Source organism: Saxibacter everestensis, from assembly GCF_025787225.1.
Lineage (GTDB): Bacteria > Actinomycetota > Actinomycetes > Actinomycetales > Brevibacteriaceae > Saxibacter > Saxibacter everestensis.
Window position 1 is genome coordinate 2,954,938 of the sequence record NZ_CP090958.1, and the last position, 19,484, is coordinate 2,974,421.

At 63.5% G+C, this 19,484-nt stretch carries 11 protein-coding genes and 1 tRNA gene; 6 read left to right on the forward strand and 6 right to left on the reverse strand.

The window, feature by feature from the left end; genetic code table 11:
• The first annotated feature begins 168 nt into the window (after window positions 1-168).
• Window positions 169-930, forward strand: a complete 762-nt coding sequence (locus LWF01_RS14070; RefSeq protein WP_349637990.1) for a class I SAM-dependent methyltransferase — start codon at window positions 169-171, stop codon at window positions 928-930.
• Window positions 931-1,123: 193 nt separating this feature from the next.
• On the opposite strand, the gene LWF01_RS14075 is transcribed toward LWF01_RS14070, so the two are convergent.
• The 3 genes from LWF01_RS14075 to LWF01_RS14085 form a co-directional block, all read right to left on the reverse strand.
• Window positions 1,124-1,213: transfer RNA gene (locus LWF01_RS14075), tRNA-Ser, on the reverse strand.
• A gap of 290 nt (window positions 1,214-1,503) precedes the next feature.
• Window positions 1,504-2,019 carry a DUF4190 domain-containing protein gene (locus tag LWF01_RS14080; protein ID WP_349637991.1) on the reverse strand — a complete coding sequence of 172 codons (516 nt, stop codon included), beginning with the start codon at window positions 2,017-2,019 and terminating at the stop codon, window positions 1,504-1,506.
• A 60-nt stretch (window positions 2,020-2,079) separates the two neighbouring features.
• Entirely contained in the window at window positions 2,080-2,949 is an 870-nt protein-coding gene (locus LWF01_RS14085; RefSeq protein WP_349637992.1) for a PRC-barrel domain-containing protein, read from the reverse strand.
• A 199-nt stretch (window positions 2,950-3,148) separates the two neighbouring features.
• On the opposite strand from LWF01_RS14085, the gene glgX reads away from it, so the two are divergent.
• From glgX to treS, 4 genes are all read left to right on the forward strand, one after another.
• Window positions 3,149-5,338: a glycogen debranching protein GlgX gene (gene glgX / locus LWF01_RS14090; protein ID WP_349637993.1), complete on the forward strand. Its 2,190-nt coding sequence runs from the start codon at window positions 3,149-3,151 to the stop codon at window positions 5,336-5,338.
• 19 nt (window positions 5,339-5,357) lie between these two features.
• A complete protein-coding gene (treY, locus tag LWF01_RS14095) occupies window positions 5,358-7,748 on the forward strand; it encodes a malto-oligosyltrehalose synthase (protein ID WP_349637994.1) in 2,391 nt (796 codons plus the stop codon).
• Window positions 7,749-7,820: 72 nt separating this feature from the next.
• Window positions 7,821-9,638, forward strand: a complete 1,818-nt coding sequence (treZ, locus tag LWF01_RS14100; RefSeq protein ID WP_349637995.1) for a malto-oligosyltrehalose trehalohydrolase — start codon at window positions 7,821-7,823, stop codon at window positions 9,636-9,638.
• Between the two features lie 53 nt (window positions 9,639-9,691).
• Window positions 9,692-12,046 carry a maltose alpha-D-glucosyltransferase gene (gene treS, locus LWF01_RS14105; protein ID WP_349637996.1) on the forward strand — a complete coding sequence of 785 codons (2,355 nt, stop codon included), beginning with the start codon at window positions 9,692-9,694 and terminating at the stop codon, window positions 12,044-12,046.
• Window positions 12,047-12,116: 70 nt separating this feature from the next.
• Here treS and glgB read toward each other — a convergent pair whose 3' ends face one another.
• The 3 genes from glgB to LWF01_RS14120 form a co-directional block, all read right to left on the reverse strand.
• Window positions 12,117-15,914: a 1,4-alpha-glucan branching protein GlgB gene (gene glgB, locus LWF01_RS14110; RefSeq protein ID WP_349637997.1), complete on the reverse strand. Its 3,798-nt coding sequence runs from the start codon at window positions 15,912-15,914 to the stop codon at window positions 12,117-12,119.
• A 135-nt stretch (window positions 15,915-16,049) separates the two neighbouring features.
• Complete coding sequence (locus LWF01_RS14115) at window positions 16,050-18,080, reverse strand: alpha-1,4-glucan--maltose-1-phosphate maltosyltransferase (protein ID WP_349637998.1); 2,031 nt, start codon at window positions 18,078-18,080, stop codon at window positions 16,050-16,052.
• Window positions 18,081-18,159: 79 nt separating this feature from the next.
• A complete protein-coding gene (locus tag LWF01_RS14120; RefSeq protein ID WP_349637999.1) occupies window positions 18,160-18,618 on the reverse strand; it encodes a DUF5709 domain-containing protein in 459 nt (152 codons plus the stop codon).
• A gap of 149 nt (window positions 18,619-18,767) precedes the next feature.
• On the opposite strand from LWF01_RS14120, the gene mobA reads away from it, so the two are divergent.
• On the forward strand, window positions 18,768-19,463 hold the full coding sequence (mobA, locus tag LWF01_RS14125; protein ID WP_349638000.1) for a molybdenum cofactor guanylyltransferase: 696 nt from the start codon (window positions 18,768-18,770) through the stop codon (window positions 19,461-19,463).
• Window positions 19,464-19,484 lie beyond the last annotated feature (21 nt).

Sequence of the window (19,484 nt, forward strand, 5' to 3'; positions counted from 1 at the left end):
GAGATCCACCCAGACGCCGAAATGGAACTGTTGGAGAGACTCTAAGCACAACGCAACAGGCACGCGCGCCGGCGAGTAACGTCCTCGGGGCACGTGCCTGTTGCGTTCTCGGGGAATGCGCCTGTTCCGTTCTCGGCACGAATTCTTCAGCGAGGAGATAGCAAGGAAATGTCACGAACTTTCGATGATCTGGTGGCTGAAGCCCAGGCGGTTTCCGTCGATGGCTGGGACTTCTCGTGGCTCGACGGCCGAGCAACGGAGCAACGTCCATCCTGGGGCTACCAACGGATGCTGGCTGAGCGACTGCCGGATGCGGCCGCCGCACTGGACATCCAGACCGGCGGCGGCGAGGTGCTTGCCGGGCTTCCGCGGCTGGCCCCGCTGACGGTGGCGACCGAATCGTGGCCACCGAACGTTGACAAGGCAACCCGGCTGCTGCATCCGAGGGGTGCCGTTGTGGTGGCAGACGAGGATGAGCCGCCGCTGCCGTTCGCCGACGAGGCTTTCGACCTGGTGGTCAGCCGCCATCCGGTGACCGTCTGGTGGGGCGAAATCGCCCGGGTGCTCCAGCCGGGAGGGACGTACTTCTCCCAGCAGGTTGGCCCGGCCAGCGTATTTGAACTGGTCGAGTACTTTCTCGGACCGCAGCCGGAGGAGGTGCGGCGCGGACGGCATCCAGACGACGCCCGTCGCGGCGCGGAGGACGCGGGACTGCAGATCACCGAGCTGCGTTCGGAATCGCTACGTACCGAGTTCTTCGACATAGGGGCGGTGATCTACTTCCTGAGGAAGGTGATCTGGATGGTCCCGGGGTTCACCGTGGACCAGTATCGAGGGCGCCTCGAAGAACTGGACCAGCAGATCCGGCGTGACGGGTCCTTCGTCGCCCACACCACGCGCTTCCTGATCGAGGCGCGCAAGCCGGAGTGAATACGGCCGGGCGATGGCGCGTGACATCGCGACTGACAGGTTAAGTTCGATGGATCAGCGTCTTGACGCCCCTACTCTGTCACTCGGGCAGCGGGAAAGAACACTCCGAAGCAACACACGGCACACAAAGCCCGCCCCGGTCCGAAGACCAGGGCGGGCTCATTGTGAACGATGTCGCGACTCATCACAAGGGCGGAGAGCGTGGGATTCGAACCCACGGTACGGGGTTCACCCGCACAACGGTTTTCAAGACCGTCACTTTCGGCCGCTCAGTCAGCTCTCCTTGGAGGCTCAAAGCCCGCAGCGGCAGTCCACTGAACGTAGACGACCACTTCGGTAACGAGCATCCGCGCCACCCAGTCTGACATGGAACGGCAGGGATTTACACATCACCGTCGGGGCCCGCTGAATGGCATGCCCGATTGCGCCGCGACAAACGCACGTACCTGAAGCTGGCCGAGGCCACCTGCCCCGCCCCGGATACAAGACGCCGCGACCGGGAGGATCAGACACGCGGAACGGCACGCTCGGGCGCGGTCACGTCAAATGGCGCGCCGCCGCTAGCCGCCCGTCCTATGGGTTGGGGATGTTGACGTCGCTTGGCGCCTCGTCCCGAAGCTTTTGGATTTGCTGCTCCAGACGTTCCACAGCCTGATCGTTATTAATGAAGGTGGTGAATCCGACGATGACCGCCGCAGAGAGAAGCAGCGCAATCACCGAGAGCACAATCCCGCTGATGGCGACGCCTTTGCCGGTGATGCCTATCCGCTTGGACATCTTTACGCCGACGATGCCCAGAATGATCCCGATGATGCTCAGCACCAGTGCAAGCGGTGCGGGCACAACCACCAGAACAATGAGCAGCGCAATCAGTCCGCAGACCAGCGAGAACACGGCTGCCGCACTTGTTTTCGCAGGCTTCACCCGCTCCTCGTCGATACGCTGGCTCGGATGCCGGTCGGCGACGCCCGCATTGCGATCGTCGTCGGTGTCAACCCGCCGGTTCACATCGTCTGCGCCTCGATCACGGTCATGGTCCCGGCGGTCAGGATCCTGGTCCATCGGGTGCGATCCTCTGTTCTCACTCACGGCACTCCTCCTTGTACGTCGGATGACTACTTGGTAGAACGTCCCAGCTCGCTACCTCTTCTATTGGCGTGAGTCGGTGTCTGTCGTGCCCTGGCGACCCTGCGGATCGTCGTCGACACGCCGCCCCTCGGCTGGTTCGCCGCCTCCTTCATTTCCTCCTTCATCGACGACCTCCACTTTCTCGCGACTGACCGGAACATGCATGGTGACCGTCTCCGTGACGACGAACTTGCGCAGCCGCAATCCCTCGGGGCCCCGGTCGTTCCCGGCACCAACCTGATCGCGGCGGCCGGATTCCTCGTCGGGCGCTCGCGATGTCCGTTCAAACCTTGACTCGTCCGCTGAGGTATCCCCCGCTTCAGGGGATGATGCGGGTCGTGCGGGAACGGGAGGAAACGGCCGCTCATCCGCCGCGCCAGAGCCGCGCTCATCCCGCTCGTCCGAATCCAGCCCGCGCTCATCCCGCTCGTCCGAATCCAGCCCACGGTCGTCCCGGCCATCCGCCGCGCCAGAGCCGCGCTCATCCCGCTCGTTCGAATCCAGCCCACGCTCGTCCCGATCCAGCCCCCGGCCGTCCCGGGCATCCGAACCCTGCGCTGCCCGCGGCGAATACTCCTGGCCGTAATGCCGGTACAGCTGCTCCTCTTCCTGCGCGCTCAGCGCAGCGTCCTTCGTGTCGATACGGGGCGCGTCCTTCACCGTGTGTTTATCGAACGGCACCCTGATGGTGTCTCCGGTTATCTCTGCCTGGGACAGCGGAACGAATGATTCCCCCATGCCGAAAAGTCCCGTGTTCACGGTGACCCACTCCGGCTGGTCGGTCTCATCATCGAGAAAGACCTGCCCGGCCTTGCCGATCTTGTTGCCGTCGCTTCCGACTACCAATCCGCCGGTGCTGATGAAATCTCGAATCTGGTCGGTCGTGATCATGTCGTACTCCAAACGCATGGTCGACAGGAACTGGGAAATGTCCCGGTTCACCGTTGGGTCCAGCTATCAGCAGGTAGATACCCATACTGCCCCGGCGGTAAACATCGGTCCCGGTCAGCGGGACAAGTCGAACTCCCGGGCGACTGCCCAGTAAGGTTGAACGACGAGGCCTCGGCCGGAACACCACACAGGAGAACTAATGCAGGTTTGGCCGGGTACCCCCTATCCGCTTGGCGCCACGTACGACGGCTCTGGAACGAATTTCACGCTCTTCAGCGAAGCAGCCGAATCGGTGGAGCTCTGCCTGTTCGACGAAGATGGCACCGAGACTCGCATTCCGGTCACCGAGTCTGATGCCTACGTCTGGCATTGCTATCTCCCACAGGTGGAACCCGGCCAGCGCTATGGCTACCGCATTCACGGACCGTACGATCCGAAGCAGGGCCAACGCTGCAACCCCAATAAGCTTCTGCTCGACCCCTATGCGAAGGCCGTCGCCGGCGATATCGACTGGGACCAGGCGATGTACTCCTACGAGTTCGGCTCACCGGAAACCCGCAACGATGCGGACTCCGCCAAGCACATGATGCACGGCGTCGTGATCAACCCGTACTTCGATTGGCAGGGCGATCGCGCCCCGAAGACTCCCTATTATCAGAGCGTCATCTACGAAGCTCACGTCAAGGGCCTGACCGCTCAGCACCCCGAGGTCCCGGAGGAACAGCGCGGAACCTACGCGGGCGTCGCCCACCCGGCAATCATCAGCCACCTGCAGCGTCTCGGCATCACCGCGATCGAACTGATGCCGGTGCACCAGTTCGTACAGGACGACACCTTGCTGCAGAAGGGTCTCTCGAACTACTGGGGCTACAACACGATCGGTTTCTTCGCGCCGCACAACAAGTACGCCGCAACCGGGAATGCCGGTCAGCAGGTTCAGGAATTCAAATCGATGGTTCGAGCCCTGCACAACGCGGGTATCGAAGTCATCCTTGACGTGGTCTACAACCACACGGCAGAGGGCAACCATCTCGGGCCAACGATGTCGTTCCGCGGCATCGATAATGCGCACTACTACCGGCTCGTCGACGACGATCCCGAGCATTACATGGACTACACCGGCACCGGCAACACGCTGAACGTCAGGCAACCGCACTCGCTGCAACTCCTGATGGACTCGCTGCGCTACTGGGTGCTGGAAATGCATGTCGACGGCTTCCGCTTCGACCTTGCCTCCGCGCTGGCTCGCGAGTTCTATGATGTCGACCGGCTTTCGACGTTCTTCGAGCTGGTTCAGCAGGATCCTGTGGTCTCGCAGGTCAAATTGATCGCCGAGCCATGGGATGTCGGCCCCGGCGGCTACCAGGTAGGGAACTTCCCCCCGCAGTGGACCGAATGGAATGGGAAGTACCGCGACGTCGTCCGCGACTTCTGGCGCGGCGAGCCTTCGACGATCGGCGAGTTCGCCTCCCGGATCGCCGGCTCCGCCGACCTGTACGAGAACTCCGGACGCCGCCCCGTCGCCTCGATCAACTTCGTCACGGCTCACGACGGTTTCACCATGCACGACCTGGTGTCTTACAACGACAAGCACAACGACGCCAACGGCGAAGACAATAACGATGGCGAATCACACAACCGGTCGTGGAACTGCGGCGTGGAGGGCCCGACCGAAGACCCTGAGGTGCTCAGCTTGCGGGCCCGTCAGCAGCGCAACCTGATCGCGACCCTGCTGCTTTCCCAGGGCGTGCCCATGCTGCTGCACGGCGATGAACTCGGTCGCACCCAGCAGGGCAACAACAACACCTACTGCCAGGATTCCGAGCTGACCTGGATCGACTGGGAGAACGCCGACGAGCCGCTGATCGAATTCACCGCCGCCATCATGAGATTGCGCAGCGAGCATCCGACGTTCCGGCGCAGCCGTTTCTTCGACGGGAATCCGGTCCGGACCGGCATAGAGGACCCGCTTCCCGATCTGGTCTGGCTCAACTCGGACGGCGATGAGATGATCACCGACGATTGGAACTCCGGGTTCGGTCGATCGATCGGCGTCTGGCTCAATGGCGAAGGCATCCGTGGCGTGGACGACCGCGGCGAGCCGATCACGGACGTGCACTTCATCATGTTCTTCAACGCCAACGATGACGAGGTGAATTTCAGCCTGCCGAATGAGGAGTACGGTCCTGCCTGGACTGTGGTCATCGACACCGGCGGCCGGAACACCGACGAGGATCGCTGTAAGGCCGGTAGCGCGCTCACGGTGGATGCCAAGTCGATCGTAGTCCTGCGGGCACACGCCGAGGAGATCGCCGAGGCCGACCACTCGGTGGAGGCATCGCTGGCAGGCCGCACCGTCAATCTTGCCGAAATCGGCTCCGAAGCATAGCTAGCACCGAGGACCACGCATGAAGATTCCCAAGTCCACCTACCGCATCCAGGTGCGCCCGTCGTTCGACCTGCATGAGGTGAGCCGGCAGGTGGACTACCTTGGCAGCCTCGGCGCGGACTGGGTTTACCTCTCCCCTCTGCTGGCGGCCGAGCCAGATTCCGATCACGGCTACGACGTCATCGATCACTCCCGGATCGATGCCAGCCGGGGAGGGGCGGAAGGCCTGGCCGCGGCGGCCAAAGCCGCACACGACGCCGGGCTCGGCGTGCTGATCGACATAGTGCCCAACCACGTCGGCACGGCCACGCCCGCGCTGAGCGTCTGGTGGTGGGATCTGCTGCTGCACGGCCGGGAATCGCGGTATGCGGAGGCATTCGACGTCGACTGGGATTTCGGCAACGGCAAGGTCCGGATCCCGGTGCTCGGCGATGACGACATCCCTCAGCCGGGCGAAAGCCCTCAGGCGGGCGACCGTCTCGGTGGTGAGCTGGCGAAGCTGACCGTCGAAACCGGCGATGACGGCACGCCAGTCCTGCGCTACTACGACAATCGTTTCCCGATCGCCCCCGGAACACTGCCCGCAGACGGCACCGAGATCGATCCGATCGCAGTGCATGCCAGGCAGAACTACGAGCTGATGAACTGGCGGCGCGCGGACGCCGAGCTCAACTTTCGGCGTTTCTTCGGCGTCAACACCCTTGCCGGCATCCGGGTAGAAGTCCCCTGGGTCTTCGACGAGTCCCACCAGGAGATCGTGCGCTGGTTCGACGAGGGTCTTGCTGACGGCCTGCGCGTCGATCACCCCGACGGTTTGCTGGATCCAAAGCACTACCTGGACCAGTTGGCCGAGGCAACCGGTGGAACCTATGTTCTGGTGGAAAAGATCCTGGAATCCGGCGAGGCTCTGCCGCAGGGTTGGGCAACGGCCGGAACCACCGGCTACGACGCGCTGGCAGATATCGACCGGGTGCTGGTCGACGGCAAGGGCCAGCAGACGCTCGACGAGCTTGACGCCCGGCTGTGCGGCGGCGAACGTGAGCCGTGGAAAGAACTCATCCACGGCACGAAGCGGGCTATCGCGGATGGACTACTTCGTTCCGAGGTGCTTCGACTCGCTCGGCTCGCGCCGGATGTCGATGACGCTGCTGACGCGATCGCCGAGCTGATTGCGAACTTCCCGGTCTACCGCAGCTACCTTCCGGACGGTGCGCAGCACCTGGAAGAGTCAGTCGAGGAATCACTCCGCCGCCGTCCCGAGCTGGAAGGTGTGATCACGGCTCTGGTCCCGCGGCTCGGCAACCCGGAAGACCCATTGGCGCAGCGGTTCCAGCAAACATCCGGAATGGTGATGGCCAAGGGCGTCGAGGACACGGCGTTCTATCGGTTCACTCGGCTGACCTCGCTGACCGAGGTGGGCGGCGATCCGAGCGAATTCGCGATCACCCCCGATGAGTTCCACCGGCGGCAATGGGAACGCGAGCAGCAGGCGCCGACAGCGATGACGACGCTTTCCACCCATGACACCAAGCGCGGCGAAGACGTACGCGCCCGGATCGACGTGCTCGCCGAACTGCCTGAGGAATGGGCCGGCCTGCTTGCGGAGGTCTCGGGGCTCTCCCCGCTCCCGGACGGGCCGCTCTCGAACCTGATCTGGCAGGCAGTCGTTGGCGCCTGGCCGATCAGCCGGGATCGCTTGCACGCGTACGCTGAAAAGGCTGCACGCGAAGCAGGAAACTCAACTATGTGGACGGCACCGGACGCGAAGTTCGAGGGCGCACTGCATGCCCTGGTCGACGCCTGTTTCGACAACCAGAAACTGAACAGCATCCTCACTGAGTTCGTGCACCGGATCGAGCCGTTCGGCTGGTCCAATTCGCTGAGCGCAAAGCTGATTCAGCTCACCACGCCCGGTGTTCCCGACGTGTACCAGGGAAGCGAGCTGTGGGAAACATCGCTGGTCGATCCGGACAATCGCCGCGTCGTCGACTTCGAGGCACGGCGAGCCCTGCTGGCCGAGATCGATGCGGGCAAACGCCCGGTAATCGACGAGACCGGGGCGGCGAAGCTTCTCGTTGTCTCGCGGGCATTGCGACTGAAACGAGACCGTTCGGAGCTGTTCTCCGGCTACCGCGCACTGGATGCCGAGGGCCCGGCGCGCGAGCATTTCATCGGATTCGACCGCGGCGGAGCGCTCACGCTGGCGACGAGGCTGCCGGTCGGACTCACCGGGCGGGCCAGCATCCCTGGCGGGGTGGGCAACACCGGGAGCTGGGGCACCACAAGCGTCACTCTGCCATCAGGCACCTTCATCGACACGCTCACCGGTCGCACGTTCGCCGGTCAGGCCAGGCTTGCCGATGTATTCGCCGAGTACCCGGTCGCCCTGCTGGCACCGGAAGGCTTCTAGTCCGGCAGGATTCACCGGCATCCCGATCACAGGCTTCGCGAACCAGACCCCGAACACAACGAAAGTGGCGCCATGACACAACGCAATGAGCACTCACATTTCGCCGTCTGGGCGCCGAAGCCCGAAACGGTTTCACTATTCGCCAATGGCGCCAACTATCCGATGCATCGGGCGGAAGACGGCTGGTGGACCCTCGACGACCCGAAGACCGCCAACCAGCTGCTCGCGCTGCCTGAGGTCGACTACGGCTACCTGCTCGACGGCGCTTCCGATCCGCTACCCGATCCGCGCTCACGAAGGCAGCCTGCGGGCGTGCACGAGCCCTCCCGGACCTTCGACGCCGACGCCTTTCACTGGACCGATTCGGCATGGCTGGGTCGCGACCTCGCCGGTGGTCTCATCTACGAGCTGCATATCGGCACCTTCACTCCGGACGGTACCTTCGATGCCGCCATCGACAAGCTTCCGCACCTGAAGTCCCTCGGCGTTGACTTCGTCGAGTTACTGCCGGTCAACGCCTTCAATGGCACCCACAATTGGGGTTACGACGGTGTGCTCTGGTACGCCGTCCACGAGCAGTACGGCGGCCCGGAAGGCTACCAGCGGTTCGTTGACGCCTGCCATCGGAACGGACTCGGCGTCATCCAGGATGTTGTCTACAACCACCTGGGGCCGAGCGGAAACTACCTGCCGAACTTCGGGCCCTACCTGCACACGGCCGCGGTGAACACCTGGGGCGACTCGGTGAATCTCGACGGCCCGGACTCCGATGAGGTACGCACATACATCGTTGACAACGCGCTGATGTGGCTGCGCGACTACCACGTCGACGGCCTGCGACTGGATGCCGTGCACGCGCTCGTCGACAGCCGCGCGGTCCATATTCTCGAGGAGTTGGCAACGGCCGCAGACGAGTTGTCGACCCAGCTAGGCAGGCCGCTGAGTCTGATTGCGGAATCCGATCTGAACAACCCCCGGCTGTTCACCCCCCGCGCGTCCGGCGGGTATGGCCTGGCCGGGCAGTGGAGCGATGACTTTCACCACGCGGTGCACGTGGCAGTATCCGGCGAGACAGCGGGCTATTACGCCGACTTCGATTCGCTTGCCGCGCTCGGCAAGGTGCTCACCCGGGGCTTCTTCCACGACAACACATATTCGTCATTCCGCCGACGGCACCACGGCCGGCAGATCGACACTGTGCACACTCCCGCCTGGCGACTTGTTGTCTGCACCCAGAATCACGATCAGATCGGCAACCGGGCGGCAGGCGACCGGCTGAGCGCGATGGTCGATCCGGGCGGACTGGCGATCGCCGCGACGCTCAACCTGCTCGGTCCGTTCACGCCGATGCTGTTCATGGGCGAGGAATGGGGCGCATCGACGCCTTGGCAGTTCTTCACCTCTCATCCCGAGCCGGAGCTCGGCGAAGCTACCGCCCTGGGACGGTTACGTGAATTCGCCGAGATGGGTTGGGACGAGTCGCTGGTGCCGAATCCGCAGGACGAGTCGACATTCACCAACTCGAAGCTCAATTGGGATGAGCCGACCGCCGACGGCCATGCCCGTTTGCTTGAGCTCTACCGGCAACTCGGCAAGTTGCGCAAGGAGCTTCCCGAGCTGCGCGACCAGCGGTTCTCGACACTCGACGTCCGGTTCGATGAGGACGAACGCTGGCTGGTGCTGTGCCGGGACGGGGTACAGATCGCGCTGAATTTTGGCACCGGACCCGCCAGGGTACCGCTGCCGCTTGCGTCCGGCGGTCTGCTGCTGGCCACCGCCGGCGAACCAGCAGAGACAGCAGCGGAAGGCGACGGACCCGATGCAGGCCCGCTGGTGACCCTACCGGGTCGTTCTGCCGCGGTCTTCGCCGCCAGCACGGCGGATGATTAGATCGAGTGACAACGTGCGAACAAGCCTGACAGTACCGAGGAAGGATCCCATTCATGTCTGACTCACTCCCTCGAAAGAGCAGCAGCGACATCCGCTCCACTTCCGGCAACGGCCAGGAAGTGGAAGCACCGGAACCTGCTGCCGACCAGGGTTCGGTCGCAGACATCACCTACGACGAGGCGTTCTATCCCGCCCGCCCACGAGCCCTTCGCCCCAGGGCACGACGTAACCAGCAGTATGGGAACGCCAAACCGCCCTTCGAACCCGACGGCCGGAACAAGGCCTACGTGGAGTGGCTGCGGAACCAGTCCATGCTCGGAGATGCCAAGACACTGGGCCGGCAGCTCTCGGGCCAGGCAAGCATGTGGCAGAACCCGTACGCTCACCCGAACCCGCGGGCAGCCTTGGAAACCGCGTCGGTCTGGTTCACCGCCTACCCGTTGTCGTTCATCACTCGCTCCGGTCAGTCGTTCCTTGCGGCTCTGGGCGACTCCGAGATGTGGAAAGCGTTCCAGGAGATCGGCATCCACGCCATCCATACCGGCCCGGTGAAGCGCGCAGGCGGGTTGACCGGCTGGGAAAGCACGCCCAGCGTTGACGGCCACTTCGACCGGATCAGCATGGCAATCGACCCGCTGTTCGGCACAGAGGACGAGTTCCGCTCGATGTGCGCCGTGGCCAAAGACCACGACGGGACCATCATCGACGACATCATCCCCGGGCACACGGGCAAAGGTGCCGACTTCCGGCTCGCCGAGATGAACTACCGGGACTACCCCGGCCTTTACCACATGATCGACATCCCCGAGTCCGATTGGCATCTCCTGCCCGACGTTCCCGATGGCGAGGACTCGGTCAACATCGATGCGGCCGGCGAACGCGCCCTGCAGGACGCCGGCTACATCATCGGCCAGTTACAGCGGGTGATCTTCTACGAGCCCATGGTCAAGGAGACCAACTGGAGCGCCACCCGCCCCGTGATGGACCCCACCGGCCAGCTCCGCCGGTGGGTTTACCTGCACTACTTCAAGGCGGGGCAGCCATCCCTCAACTGGCTGGATCCCACCTTTTCCGGCATGCGCCTGGTGATGGGCGACGCATTGCATTCCCTCGTGGATCTGGGCACCGGCGCGCTGCGCCTGGACGCCAACGGCTTCCTCGGGGTTGAGAAGGGCGCCGAGGAAATGGCCGGCTGGTCGGAGGGACATCCGCTGTCAGAGGTGGCCAACCAGCTGATCGGCTCCATGGTGCGCAAGGTCGGCGGGTTCACTTTCCAGGAACTCAACCTCACCATCGATGACATCAAGGACACCTCCGAGGTGGGGCCCGACCTCTCCTATGACTTCGTCACCCGCCCGGCGTACCACCATGCTCTCGTCACCGGCGACACCGAATTTCTCCGGCTCACGCTGCGCCTGGCGATGGACATCGGCGTTGACCAGGCCAGCCTGGTGCATGCCCTGCAGAACCACGACGAGCTGACCTACGAGCTTGTGCACTTCGCCACCAGGCACAAGGACGATGTCTTCGAACTCGGTGGCGAGCAACTGACTGGGGCCGAGCTGGCCGAGTCTGTGCAAGAGACCCTGCGAAAGGGAATCACCGGGGAGGCCGCCCCGTACAACCTGGTCTTCACGACGAATGGCATTGCCTGCACCACGGCCAGCGTGATCACCGCGGCACTGGGCATAACGGATCTCGACGCCATCACCGAGGACGAGATCGAACAGGTCCGCGACGTGCACCTGCTGCTTGCCATGTACAACGCGCTGCAGCCAGGCGTCTTCGCGCTCTCCGGATGGGATCTGTGCGGCATTCTCCCGCTGGAGCGGGCTCAGGTGGACACGCTGATCGCCCGGGGAGACACCCGATGGATCAACCGTGGAGCCCACGACCTGATGGGGGCAAACCCCGGCTCCAAGGTGTCCGCATCCGGAATGCCCTCGGCCCGTTCGCTGTACGGCAACCTACCGGATCAGCTCGCGGACGAAAACTCGTTCGCGCGTCAGCTGGCACGGGTCCTCGCGGTCCGTGAAGCACACGGCATCGCTGCCAGTGTCCTGATCGACGTGCCGGATGTTTCCCACCGGGGCCTGCTGGTTATGGTCCACCAGCGGGAGTCCGGCGAGATACAGCTCACGGTTCTGAACTTCTCATCGCAGGATGTGACCGGCAGCGTCAACTCCGTTCATCTGGAGTGCGGCGCCCTGGTGACTGACGCCTTCACTGGGGAGGAGATCGGGGCCGTGGATGACCTGCACAGCTTCTTCATCAGCCTGCCGGCCTATCGCGGGACCGCGCTCCTGGTGACCCCGCCCCCAGCCGACGACGCAGACGAGCAGGCGGCTCAAGGCGAGGGGCGGACTCGCCAGATCGAGAAGTCCGGCCCGGAGTCGGACGGCGCCTGAGTTACAGCACGGGGCCGGTGTGCCCTGGCCCCGTGCTGTAAGTTCTCCAGGCGGGCACTGCCTCGTCGGCTTACTCGCCTGGTGTCAGGTACAGCACGCCCAATGGCGGTAGGCGCAGATCGGCGTGAGCCGGCTGGCCCATGTGGTGCCCGGCGACCGCGGTCACCTGACCCAAGTTTCCGCTTCCTGACCCGCCATACTGCTCGGCATCGGTGTTGACCCGCTCGATCCAGGTTCCCTCGAACGGCAGAGCCAACCTGTAGCTTTCGTGCGCCATCCCGGCGAAGTTCGCAACACAGACCAGCGGTTTGTCGTCGCGGTCCCAGCGCACGAAGGACACCACATTACGAGCCGCGTCCGCACCATCGAGCCATTGGAAGCCGCCTGGCTCGTTATCCCTTGCATACAGCGCCGGCGTGTTCCGGTAGACATCGTTGAGCGAACCGACCAACCGCTGCACACCGGAATGCCGCGGGTCGTCGGTCAGCCACCAATCCAGGCCGTGGTCGTGCGACCATTCAGCTTCCTGGCCGAACTCGGTACCCATGAAGATCAGCTGCTTGCCGGGATGCGCCCACTGATAGGCCAGAAAGGCCCGGAGGTTCGCGAGCTGCTGCCAGCGGTCGCCCGGCATCTTGCGCAGCAGCGATCCCTTGCCGTGCACGACCTCGTCATGGCTGATCGGCAACAGGTAGTTCTCACTGAATGCGTACACGATGGAGAACGTCAGCTGATTGTGCTGATGCTGGCGGTACAAGGGATCAGCGGAGATGTATCCGAGAGAATCGTGCATCCAGCCCATGTTCCACTTGAGGCCGAAACCGAGACCACCGCCGCTTGTCGGTGCGGTGACACCCGGGAACGCGGTCGACTCTTCGGCAATCATCAGGATTCCCGGGAAGCGACGGTAGGCCGTGGCGTTAACTTCCTGCAGGAAGCCGATGGCCTCAAGATTCTCGCGGCCACCCTCCTTGTTCGGGCTCCACTGGCCCTCCTCGCGCGAATAGTCAAGATAGAGCATGGATGCCACGGCATCAACGCGAAGCCCGTCGATATGGAACTGATCGAACCAATACAGGGCGTTGGCGACCAGGAAGTTCCGCACCTCCCGGCGGCCGTAGTCGAAGATCAGCGTTCCCCAGTCCGGATGCTCGCCGCGCTGCGGGTCCGGGTGTTCGTACAGGGCCTCGCCGTCGAACTTCGCCAGGGCGAATTCGTCTTTCGGGAAGTGGGCAGGCACCCAATCCAGAATGACGCCGATCCCGGCCTGGTGCAGGGAATCGACCAGGAAGCGGAACTCATCGGGGTGGCCGAAGCGCGACGTCGGCGCGTAGTAGGACGTGACCTGGTAGCCCCAGGAGCCGCCGAAGGGATGTTCGGCCACCGGCATGAACTCGACGTGGGTGAAGCCGAGCTCCACCACGTAGTCGACCAGCTCAGTGGCGAGCTCACGGTACCCGAGACCGAGACGCCACGATCCTAGGTGCACCTCATAGGCGCTTACCGGAGCGTCATGCGGATTGGTCGATGAGCGCTGGGCAATCCATTCGTCGTCGTTGAATGTGTACCGCGATTCGGTGATCACCGAACCTGTGGCCGGCGGGAGCTCGGTGCCGAACGCCATCGGGTCGGCTTTCTGCAGCCACTGGCCGTGGCGGCTGAGGATCTCGAACTTGTAGGCGTTGCCCACCCCGACTCCCGGAATGAATAGCTCCCAGACTCCGGATGAGCCGAGCGAGCGCATGGCATGGCCGACGCCGTTCCAGCCGTTGAAGTCGCCGACCACCCGGACAGCCTGGGCAGCTGGCGCCCATACCGCGAAGCTCGTCCCGCTGATGTCGCCCTGGTTGCCGGGATAACGGCGTGGGTGGGCGCCGAGTACGGTCCAGAGTTCCTCATGGCGTCCCTCGCCGATCAGGTGCAGATCCATTTCGCCCAACGTGGGCACGAAACGATAAGGATCGTCGGTGACGTGCAGGTCGTCGTCGATGTAGCTGGTTTCGAGCCGATACTCCGGAATCAGGCCGTCGGCGGGACGGAATGCGGCGCTGAAGATGCCGCCGTACTCATGCGTGAGCGGAATCGTTTCGGTTGGCGTCCGGGCGACAACGGATTTCGCCAGATGCTTACAAGCACGAATAGTTACAGTGCCGTCGGCGTCCTGATGCGCGCCAAGGACGGAGTGCGGGTTGTGATAGCTGCCGTCCGACACTCGCTGCAGGACGTCCTGCGAGACCGGGCGCGGGCTGGGCGAGCCGGAAAACTCGGGATCAGACTCCGCGTCAGCCATGTCGGTGCCGTCATTCTCAAACCCGGACTCGGACTCGGACGCTTCAGGCGCTGCCGCCTCAGCAGGCGACCCAACCGCTTCACTGTCAGCCGTGGTGTCGGCCGCGACCTCCGCCCGACCCGCTTCTTCGGCCTCCGGCTTGGCTGCTTCAGCGGCCGGCCCGCCGGTGACTTCGGATTCGTTATTCAATATCGCTCCTACTGAACGTAATGGGACCTGGAGCCAGTTCGGCCGGTTTCGCAGCTCGTAGACAACCTCATACAGTGCCTTATCCAACCAGTACACCCGCAACAGCGGGTCGGTACCGATCGCTGGCTGGCCGGATTCTCGAGCATAACCGTCGAGGAAAGCCGCCGACGCTTTTTGCGCCCAGGCGGCGGTGCGCTTGGACACCACGTCGCGTGACGCGGGGTCCGGGTCTTCCAGTGCGACGAAATTCGCCGCGTAGTCGAAGGACCGAAGAATGCCGACGACGTCCCGCAGCGGAACGTCAGGGTGCGAACGCTCCGACAACGGTCGCAGCGGCTCGCCTTCGAAGTCCAGCACCACCCAGCCACGCGCCTCGGAGTGCAGCACCTGGCCGAGGTGCAGATCGCCGTGGATTCGCTGCACCATGCCGACGTTGTCGATATCCCCCAGCCGGCTGATGTGTTCGTGGAGCTGCTCGTTATATGGCGACAGCACATCACGCGCCTCCGACAGCGCCCACAACACACGCTTCTGCAGGCCGTCAACGATGCGACCCGTTTGCGCCGGCCCTGGATGTCGCGCTCCAAAGACATCTGAAAGTGTTTTGTGGATGCGTGCCACCGCGATGCCGAGCTGATCCGCGGGTTCGCTGAAGTCCAGGTCGAGCTGCGCTGCCTGTACCGCTGCGGCCCAGGCATCGGTCGAGCCGGCAATGAATTCGGAGAGCACCGCGAAATGCCCGGACTCCTCCTTAAGCGAAACAGGATTGAACCACTTTCCCTCCAGCCATCCCATTGTCTGCGGCACGGAGGTACAGCTGGCGGCACTGAGCGCTGCAGTTACCTCAACGTCCGGGTTTGCTCCAGCTGACAGCACCCGAAAGAGTTTCAGGATTGCGGGCGCGGAGCGGTCCGAAATGACGATCGAGCTATTCGACTGCTCCCCGGTAATGACTTTGGTCGGCGCACCGGTAATGGTTGGCTGCTGGATACCGGCCACGGTACGGCCGGCGAGTTTCCGGTCGGCATGTGTACGCCCGCTGGTGATCAGCGAGGCGATCGCCCGGACGAACTCCGGGTCGTGCACACCATCGTAAACGTGGCGCCGGCCGAGGGTTATGTCATCGACTTCGCCGAGGTACGCGGAATCAGGCGCGTCGAGTCGCGAGACCCGAAACGTCAACGGCACCTGAATTATGTCCATCCGGTCACCCGAATCGAGCATCAGGATGTGGTTCCTGCCGGTTACTGCGTCGCCCGCGAGCGCACGATCGAAAACCTGCACCGACGACAATGCGGAAATGGAGATCCCGCGTCCCTTAGCCGGAAACCAGCGCTGTGCAGGCAGCCAGGAATGCAGAAGCCGTTGTAGTTCGCCGCTAACTGACATGTACACCCCTTCTCAGTCTTCTGGGTTTGCCGGCGCCCCGGTCGATAGTTGCGCCCACTCCGGCCGGCGAGGTGGCCTCCTCGATGGGCCCCCGCGTTCGCTTCCACGCCAACGACGGGAGCCGGGCCGACGTGCTCAAGGACGGCTCCTGATCTGCAGGATGTGCGCCGGTTCGCTGCGCGGATCGAGCCGCACATAATTGTGTTCGCTCCAGAACCAGGTTTGGTCGGTCAGCAGGTCGTGAACCTCGAACTCGGTCGGCGTCCCCGCCAGCGACGTGTCGCCCGGAAACAGCTCCTCGAGGTCGAGGTGCACGATTGTATCTCGGGTGGCGTGCGGATCCAGGTTGATAACCACGATCAGCGCATCGTCGTCCTTGCGTTTCGAGTACACCAGAATGGACTCATCATCGGCGTCGTGCAGTCGGATGTTGCGCAGGTCTCCGAGGGCCGGGTGTTCCTTCCGGATCGCGTTCAGCCGTCGGAGGTACGGCGCGAGTGAACGACCGTCCGCCTCTGCGGCATCGAAGTCACGAGGGCGGTACTGATACTTCTCATTATCGATGTACTCCTCTGCGCCGGGACGCGGCACATGCTCGTACAGTTCATAGCCGGCATAGACACCCCAGAGCGGACTCGAAGTAGCGGCCAGGACGGCGCGGATCTTGAATCCGGCCGGCCCACTGAATTGCAGGTACTCGGTAAGGATGTCGGGGGTGTTGACGAAGAAGTTCGGTCGCAGGAAAGCACCAGATTCGTCACGGAGTTCGGCGAGGTACTCCTCAAGTTCCTCCCGGGTGTTCCGCCAGGTGAAGTACGAGTAGGACTGCTGGAAGCCAAGCTTGGCCAGCGCATGCATCATCGGCGGCCGGGTGAATGCCTCGGCAAGGAAGATCACGTCCGGATGTCTGTCATTCACCGTGGCGATCAGCCATTCCCAGAACATCACCGGTTTGGTGTGCGGATTGTCGACGCGGAAGATTTTCACGCCATGGTCGATCCAGAGTTCGACGATCCGCAACACCTCGCGGCTGAGGCCTTCGAAGTCGTTGTCGAAGTTCAGCGGGTAGATGTCCTGGTATTTCTTCGGCGGGTTCTCCGCATAGGCGATGGTGCCGTCGAGCTGGGTGGTGAACCACTCGGGATTGCTTTTCACCCATGGGTGGTCCGGGGCAGCCTGCAGGGCGAGATCCAGGGCCACTTCGAGGCCGAGCTGATTCGCGCGTGCGACGAATTCGTCGAAGTCAGCGAAGTCGCCCAGGTCGGGATGGATCGCATCGTGACCGCCGTAACGGGAACCAATTGCCCATGGCGATCCCGGGTCCTTAGGCCCGGGGTTCAGCGTGTTATTCGGTCCTTTTCGGTTGACTTCACCGATCGGATGGATGGGCGGCAGGTAAATGACGTCGAAGCCCATGTCCGCCACCGCGCCGAGGCGCTTTGCCGCCGTCCGGAAGGTGCCGGAAACCCACTCGCCGGTCTCTTCGTCCTGCTTCGCACCTTCAGAGCGCGGAAAGAACTCATACCAGCTGGCCCGTCCGGCAAGCTCTCGCTCGACGTTCAACGGCATCCGCTTGCTGACGCTGATCAGGTCTCGCAATGGATGCGCGACGATCGCCGATTTCACCTGCGCAGTGGTCGCGGCGGCAAGCCGGTCGGCGGCTGGCAGTGCCGCGGAGTTGAGGGTGTTTATCGCATCGGCCAAGACGGCTCGATGCTCGAAGGTGCGGTCACCCTGCTGCTCGGCGTCGGTGAGCAGCTGCAACCCCTCGGCGAGCATCAGGTCGACATCGACTCCGGCGGGGATCTTCAGAGTTGCCGCGTGTTCCCACGTCGCGTAGAGATCTGCCCACGCCTCGATGACGAAGCTGTAGTGACCGGCCTTCTCCGGCCGAAAGGTTCCGACAAACCGGTCGGTGCCCGGGATGCTCTCCTGCAGACGGATCCGGTCGGCTTCTTCCCCGGCGCCATCGAGCAGGACAGCATTCACGCCGATCAGGTCGTGCCCCTCACGAAATACCGTAGCGGCAAGCGGGATGTCTTCGTTCACGGTGGATTTGGCGGGGAAGGCGCCGCCGTCGACTACTGGTTGTATTTCGGTTATGACGATTCGGTCATAGTGCAGCCGTTGGCTGTCGGGACTGGGCGCTGCTGAAAATCTGGTCACAGTTACGACCGTATCGACAATACGCACATCGATACAGTGCCGGCGTCATTAATTCCTCTCAGCCTCACCCCGGTCCCGGTTATTCCTCGTCGATCACGTGCATCGCCGCTTCCTCGGCTCCAGCGGCACCGCCGTCGATGCCGACGTCCTCGGCGAGCACATCGTCCTCGGTTTCGCCGCCAAGTCCGCTGTGGTCAGTGAGCCGACCGGCGCGTTCCGTGCCGACTTCCCCGCCGACATAATCGCCGTCGGTAAATGCGCGCTGATCTTCGTCGGCCGCGAGTTCGTCGAAGTCTGGCTCCTCGGTTTCGAGCCGGTGGTCGAGCGTTTCGCCGTTGCGTTCATCGTCCTCGGTATAACCCTCACGCGTCATCACCGAAGGACGTTCGGGTGGCGAGTACCCCTCGTCAAGCAGGTCATCGACTCCGCGATCCTCCAGAGTGTCCTCAGAAGACAACTGATTGGAGTCGCCCGAAGCGGCCTGGCCCGGGATGTTAGCCTCCGAACCGTCATCCTGATTCGTGGTGTTCTCACTCATCGTGCTCACTCCTCATTCGAGATAGAAACCGCTGCTGTCACCTGCGACCCTACGACCGTGCGGGACAGTCCGCAATCGGCTCAGCTATCGATGGCGAATACCCCGCGAGACGGTGCTGCGCCGTCCCGGCAGGATGGCAGACTAATGGTATGACCGAGCAACGCGACAACGAAGCAAGCATGAATCTTGCTGCCGTCGTGCTTGCCGGCGGCGAAAGCTCCCGGATGGACGGCCAAGACAAGCTGGAAGCAGTCCTCGCCCACCGCACGCTTCTGCAAACCACGATCGATTCCATCAGCAGTGGGGTCGGTGCCCTGGCCGGCGGCGCAGGCAGAGCCAGCATCGCGCTGACCAAAGTCGTGGTGGTCGGGCCGAATCGCAAGCTGTCCCGCGACGGGATACACCTTGAGTTCGCCCGCGAACAACCACCGGGCGGCGGACCGGTCCCCGGCATCCGCGCCGGTCTGGACGCGCTCCGCCAGGACCCACCCGACCTGGTGGCGATCGTCGCCGGTGACATGCCGGCCGCCGGCGAGGCGCTCGCCGGCCTGGCCGAGAATTTCCGGTTCCCGAACGTCTACGGCAGCACGGCGCTGGAGGCCACAGTTGCCCGATCCGACGGCGCCCTTCAGCCCCTCCTGACCGTTTACCGGCTCGACGCCCTGCGCCGAGTACTCGACGGCGCGACGGCTCTACACTCCGCCCGCAGCGTGCTCAGCCAGACCAGGTATCAAATCATCGATGTTCCCACCTCCGTGACCTACGACGTCGACACACCAGCGGACCTGGAAGCCGCCAAGCTGGCTCACGGCGGAAGCCGCCGATCCAGACGAGCGCGTCATTAGGGCGTTTTCGACCCAATCGGA

What these genes read in the sequence shown, in the direction of transcription:
- LWF01_RS14120 (WP_349637999.1), bottom strand. Translation starts at nt 18,618, where the DNA reads ATGAGTGAGAACACCACGAATCAGGATGACGGTTCGGAGGCTAACATC.
- treY (WP_349637994.1), top strand. Translation starts at nt 5,358, where the DNA reads ATGAAGATTCCCAAGTCCACCTACCGCATCCAGGTGCGCCCGTCGTTC.
- glgB (WP_349637997.1), bottom strand. Translation starts at nt 15,914, where the DNA reads ATGTCAGTTAGCGGCGAACTACAACGGCTTCTGCATTCCTGGCTGCCT.
- mobA (WP_349638000.1), top strand. Translation starts at nt 18,768, where the DNA reads ATGACCGAGCAACGCGACAACGAAGCAAGCATGAATCTTGCTGCCGTC.
- glgX (WP_349637993.1), top strand. Translation starts at nt 3,149, where the DNA reads ATGCAGGTTTGGCCGGGTACCCCCTATCCGCTTGGCGCCACGTACGAC.
- treZ (WP_349637995.1), top strand. Translation starts at nt 7,821, where the DNA reads ATGACACAACGCAATGAGCACTCACATTTCGCCGTCTGGGCGCCGAAG.
- LWF01_RS14085 (WP_349637992.1), bottom strand. Translation starts at nt 2,949, where the DNA reads ATGATCACGACCGACCAGATTCGAGATTTCATCAGCACCGGCGGATTG.
- treS (WP_349637996.1), top strand. Translation starts at nt 9,692, where the DNA reads ATGTCTGACTCACTCCCTCGAAAGAGCAGCAGCGACATCCGCTCCACT.
- LWF01_RS14070 (WP_349637990.1), top strand. Translation starts at nt 169, where the DNA reads ATGTCACGAACTTTCGATGATCTGGTGGCTGAAGCCCAGGCGGTTTCC.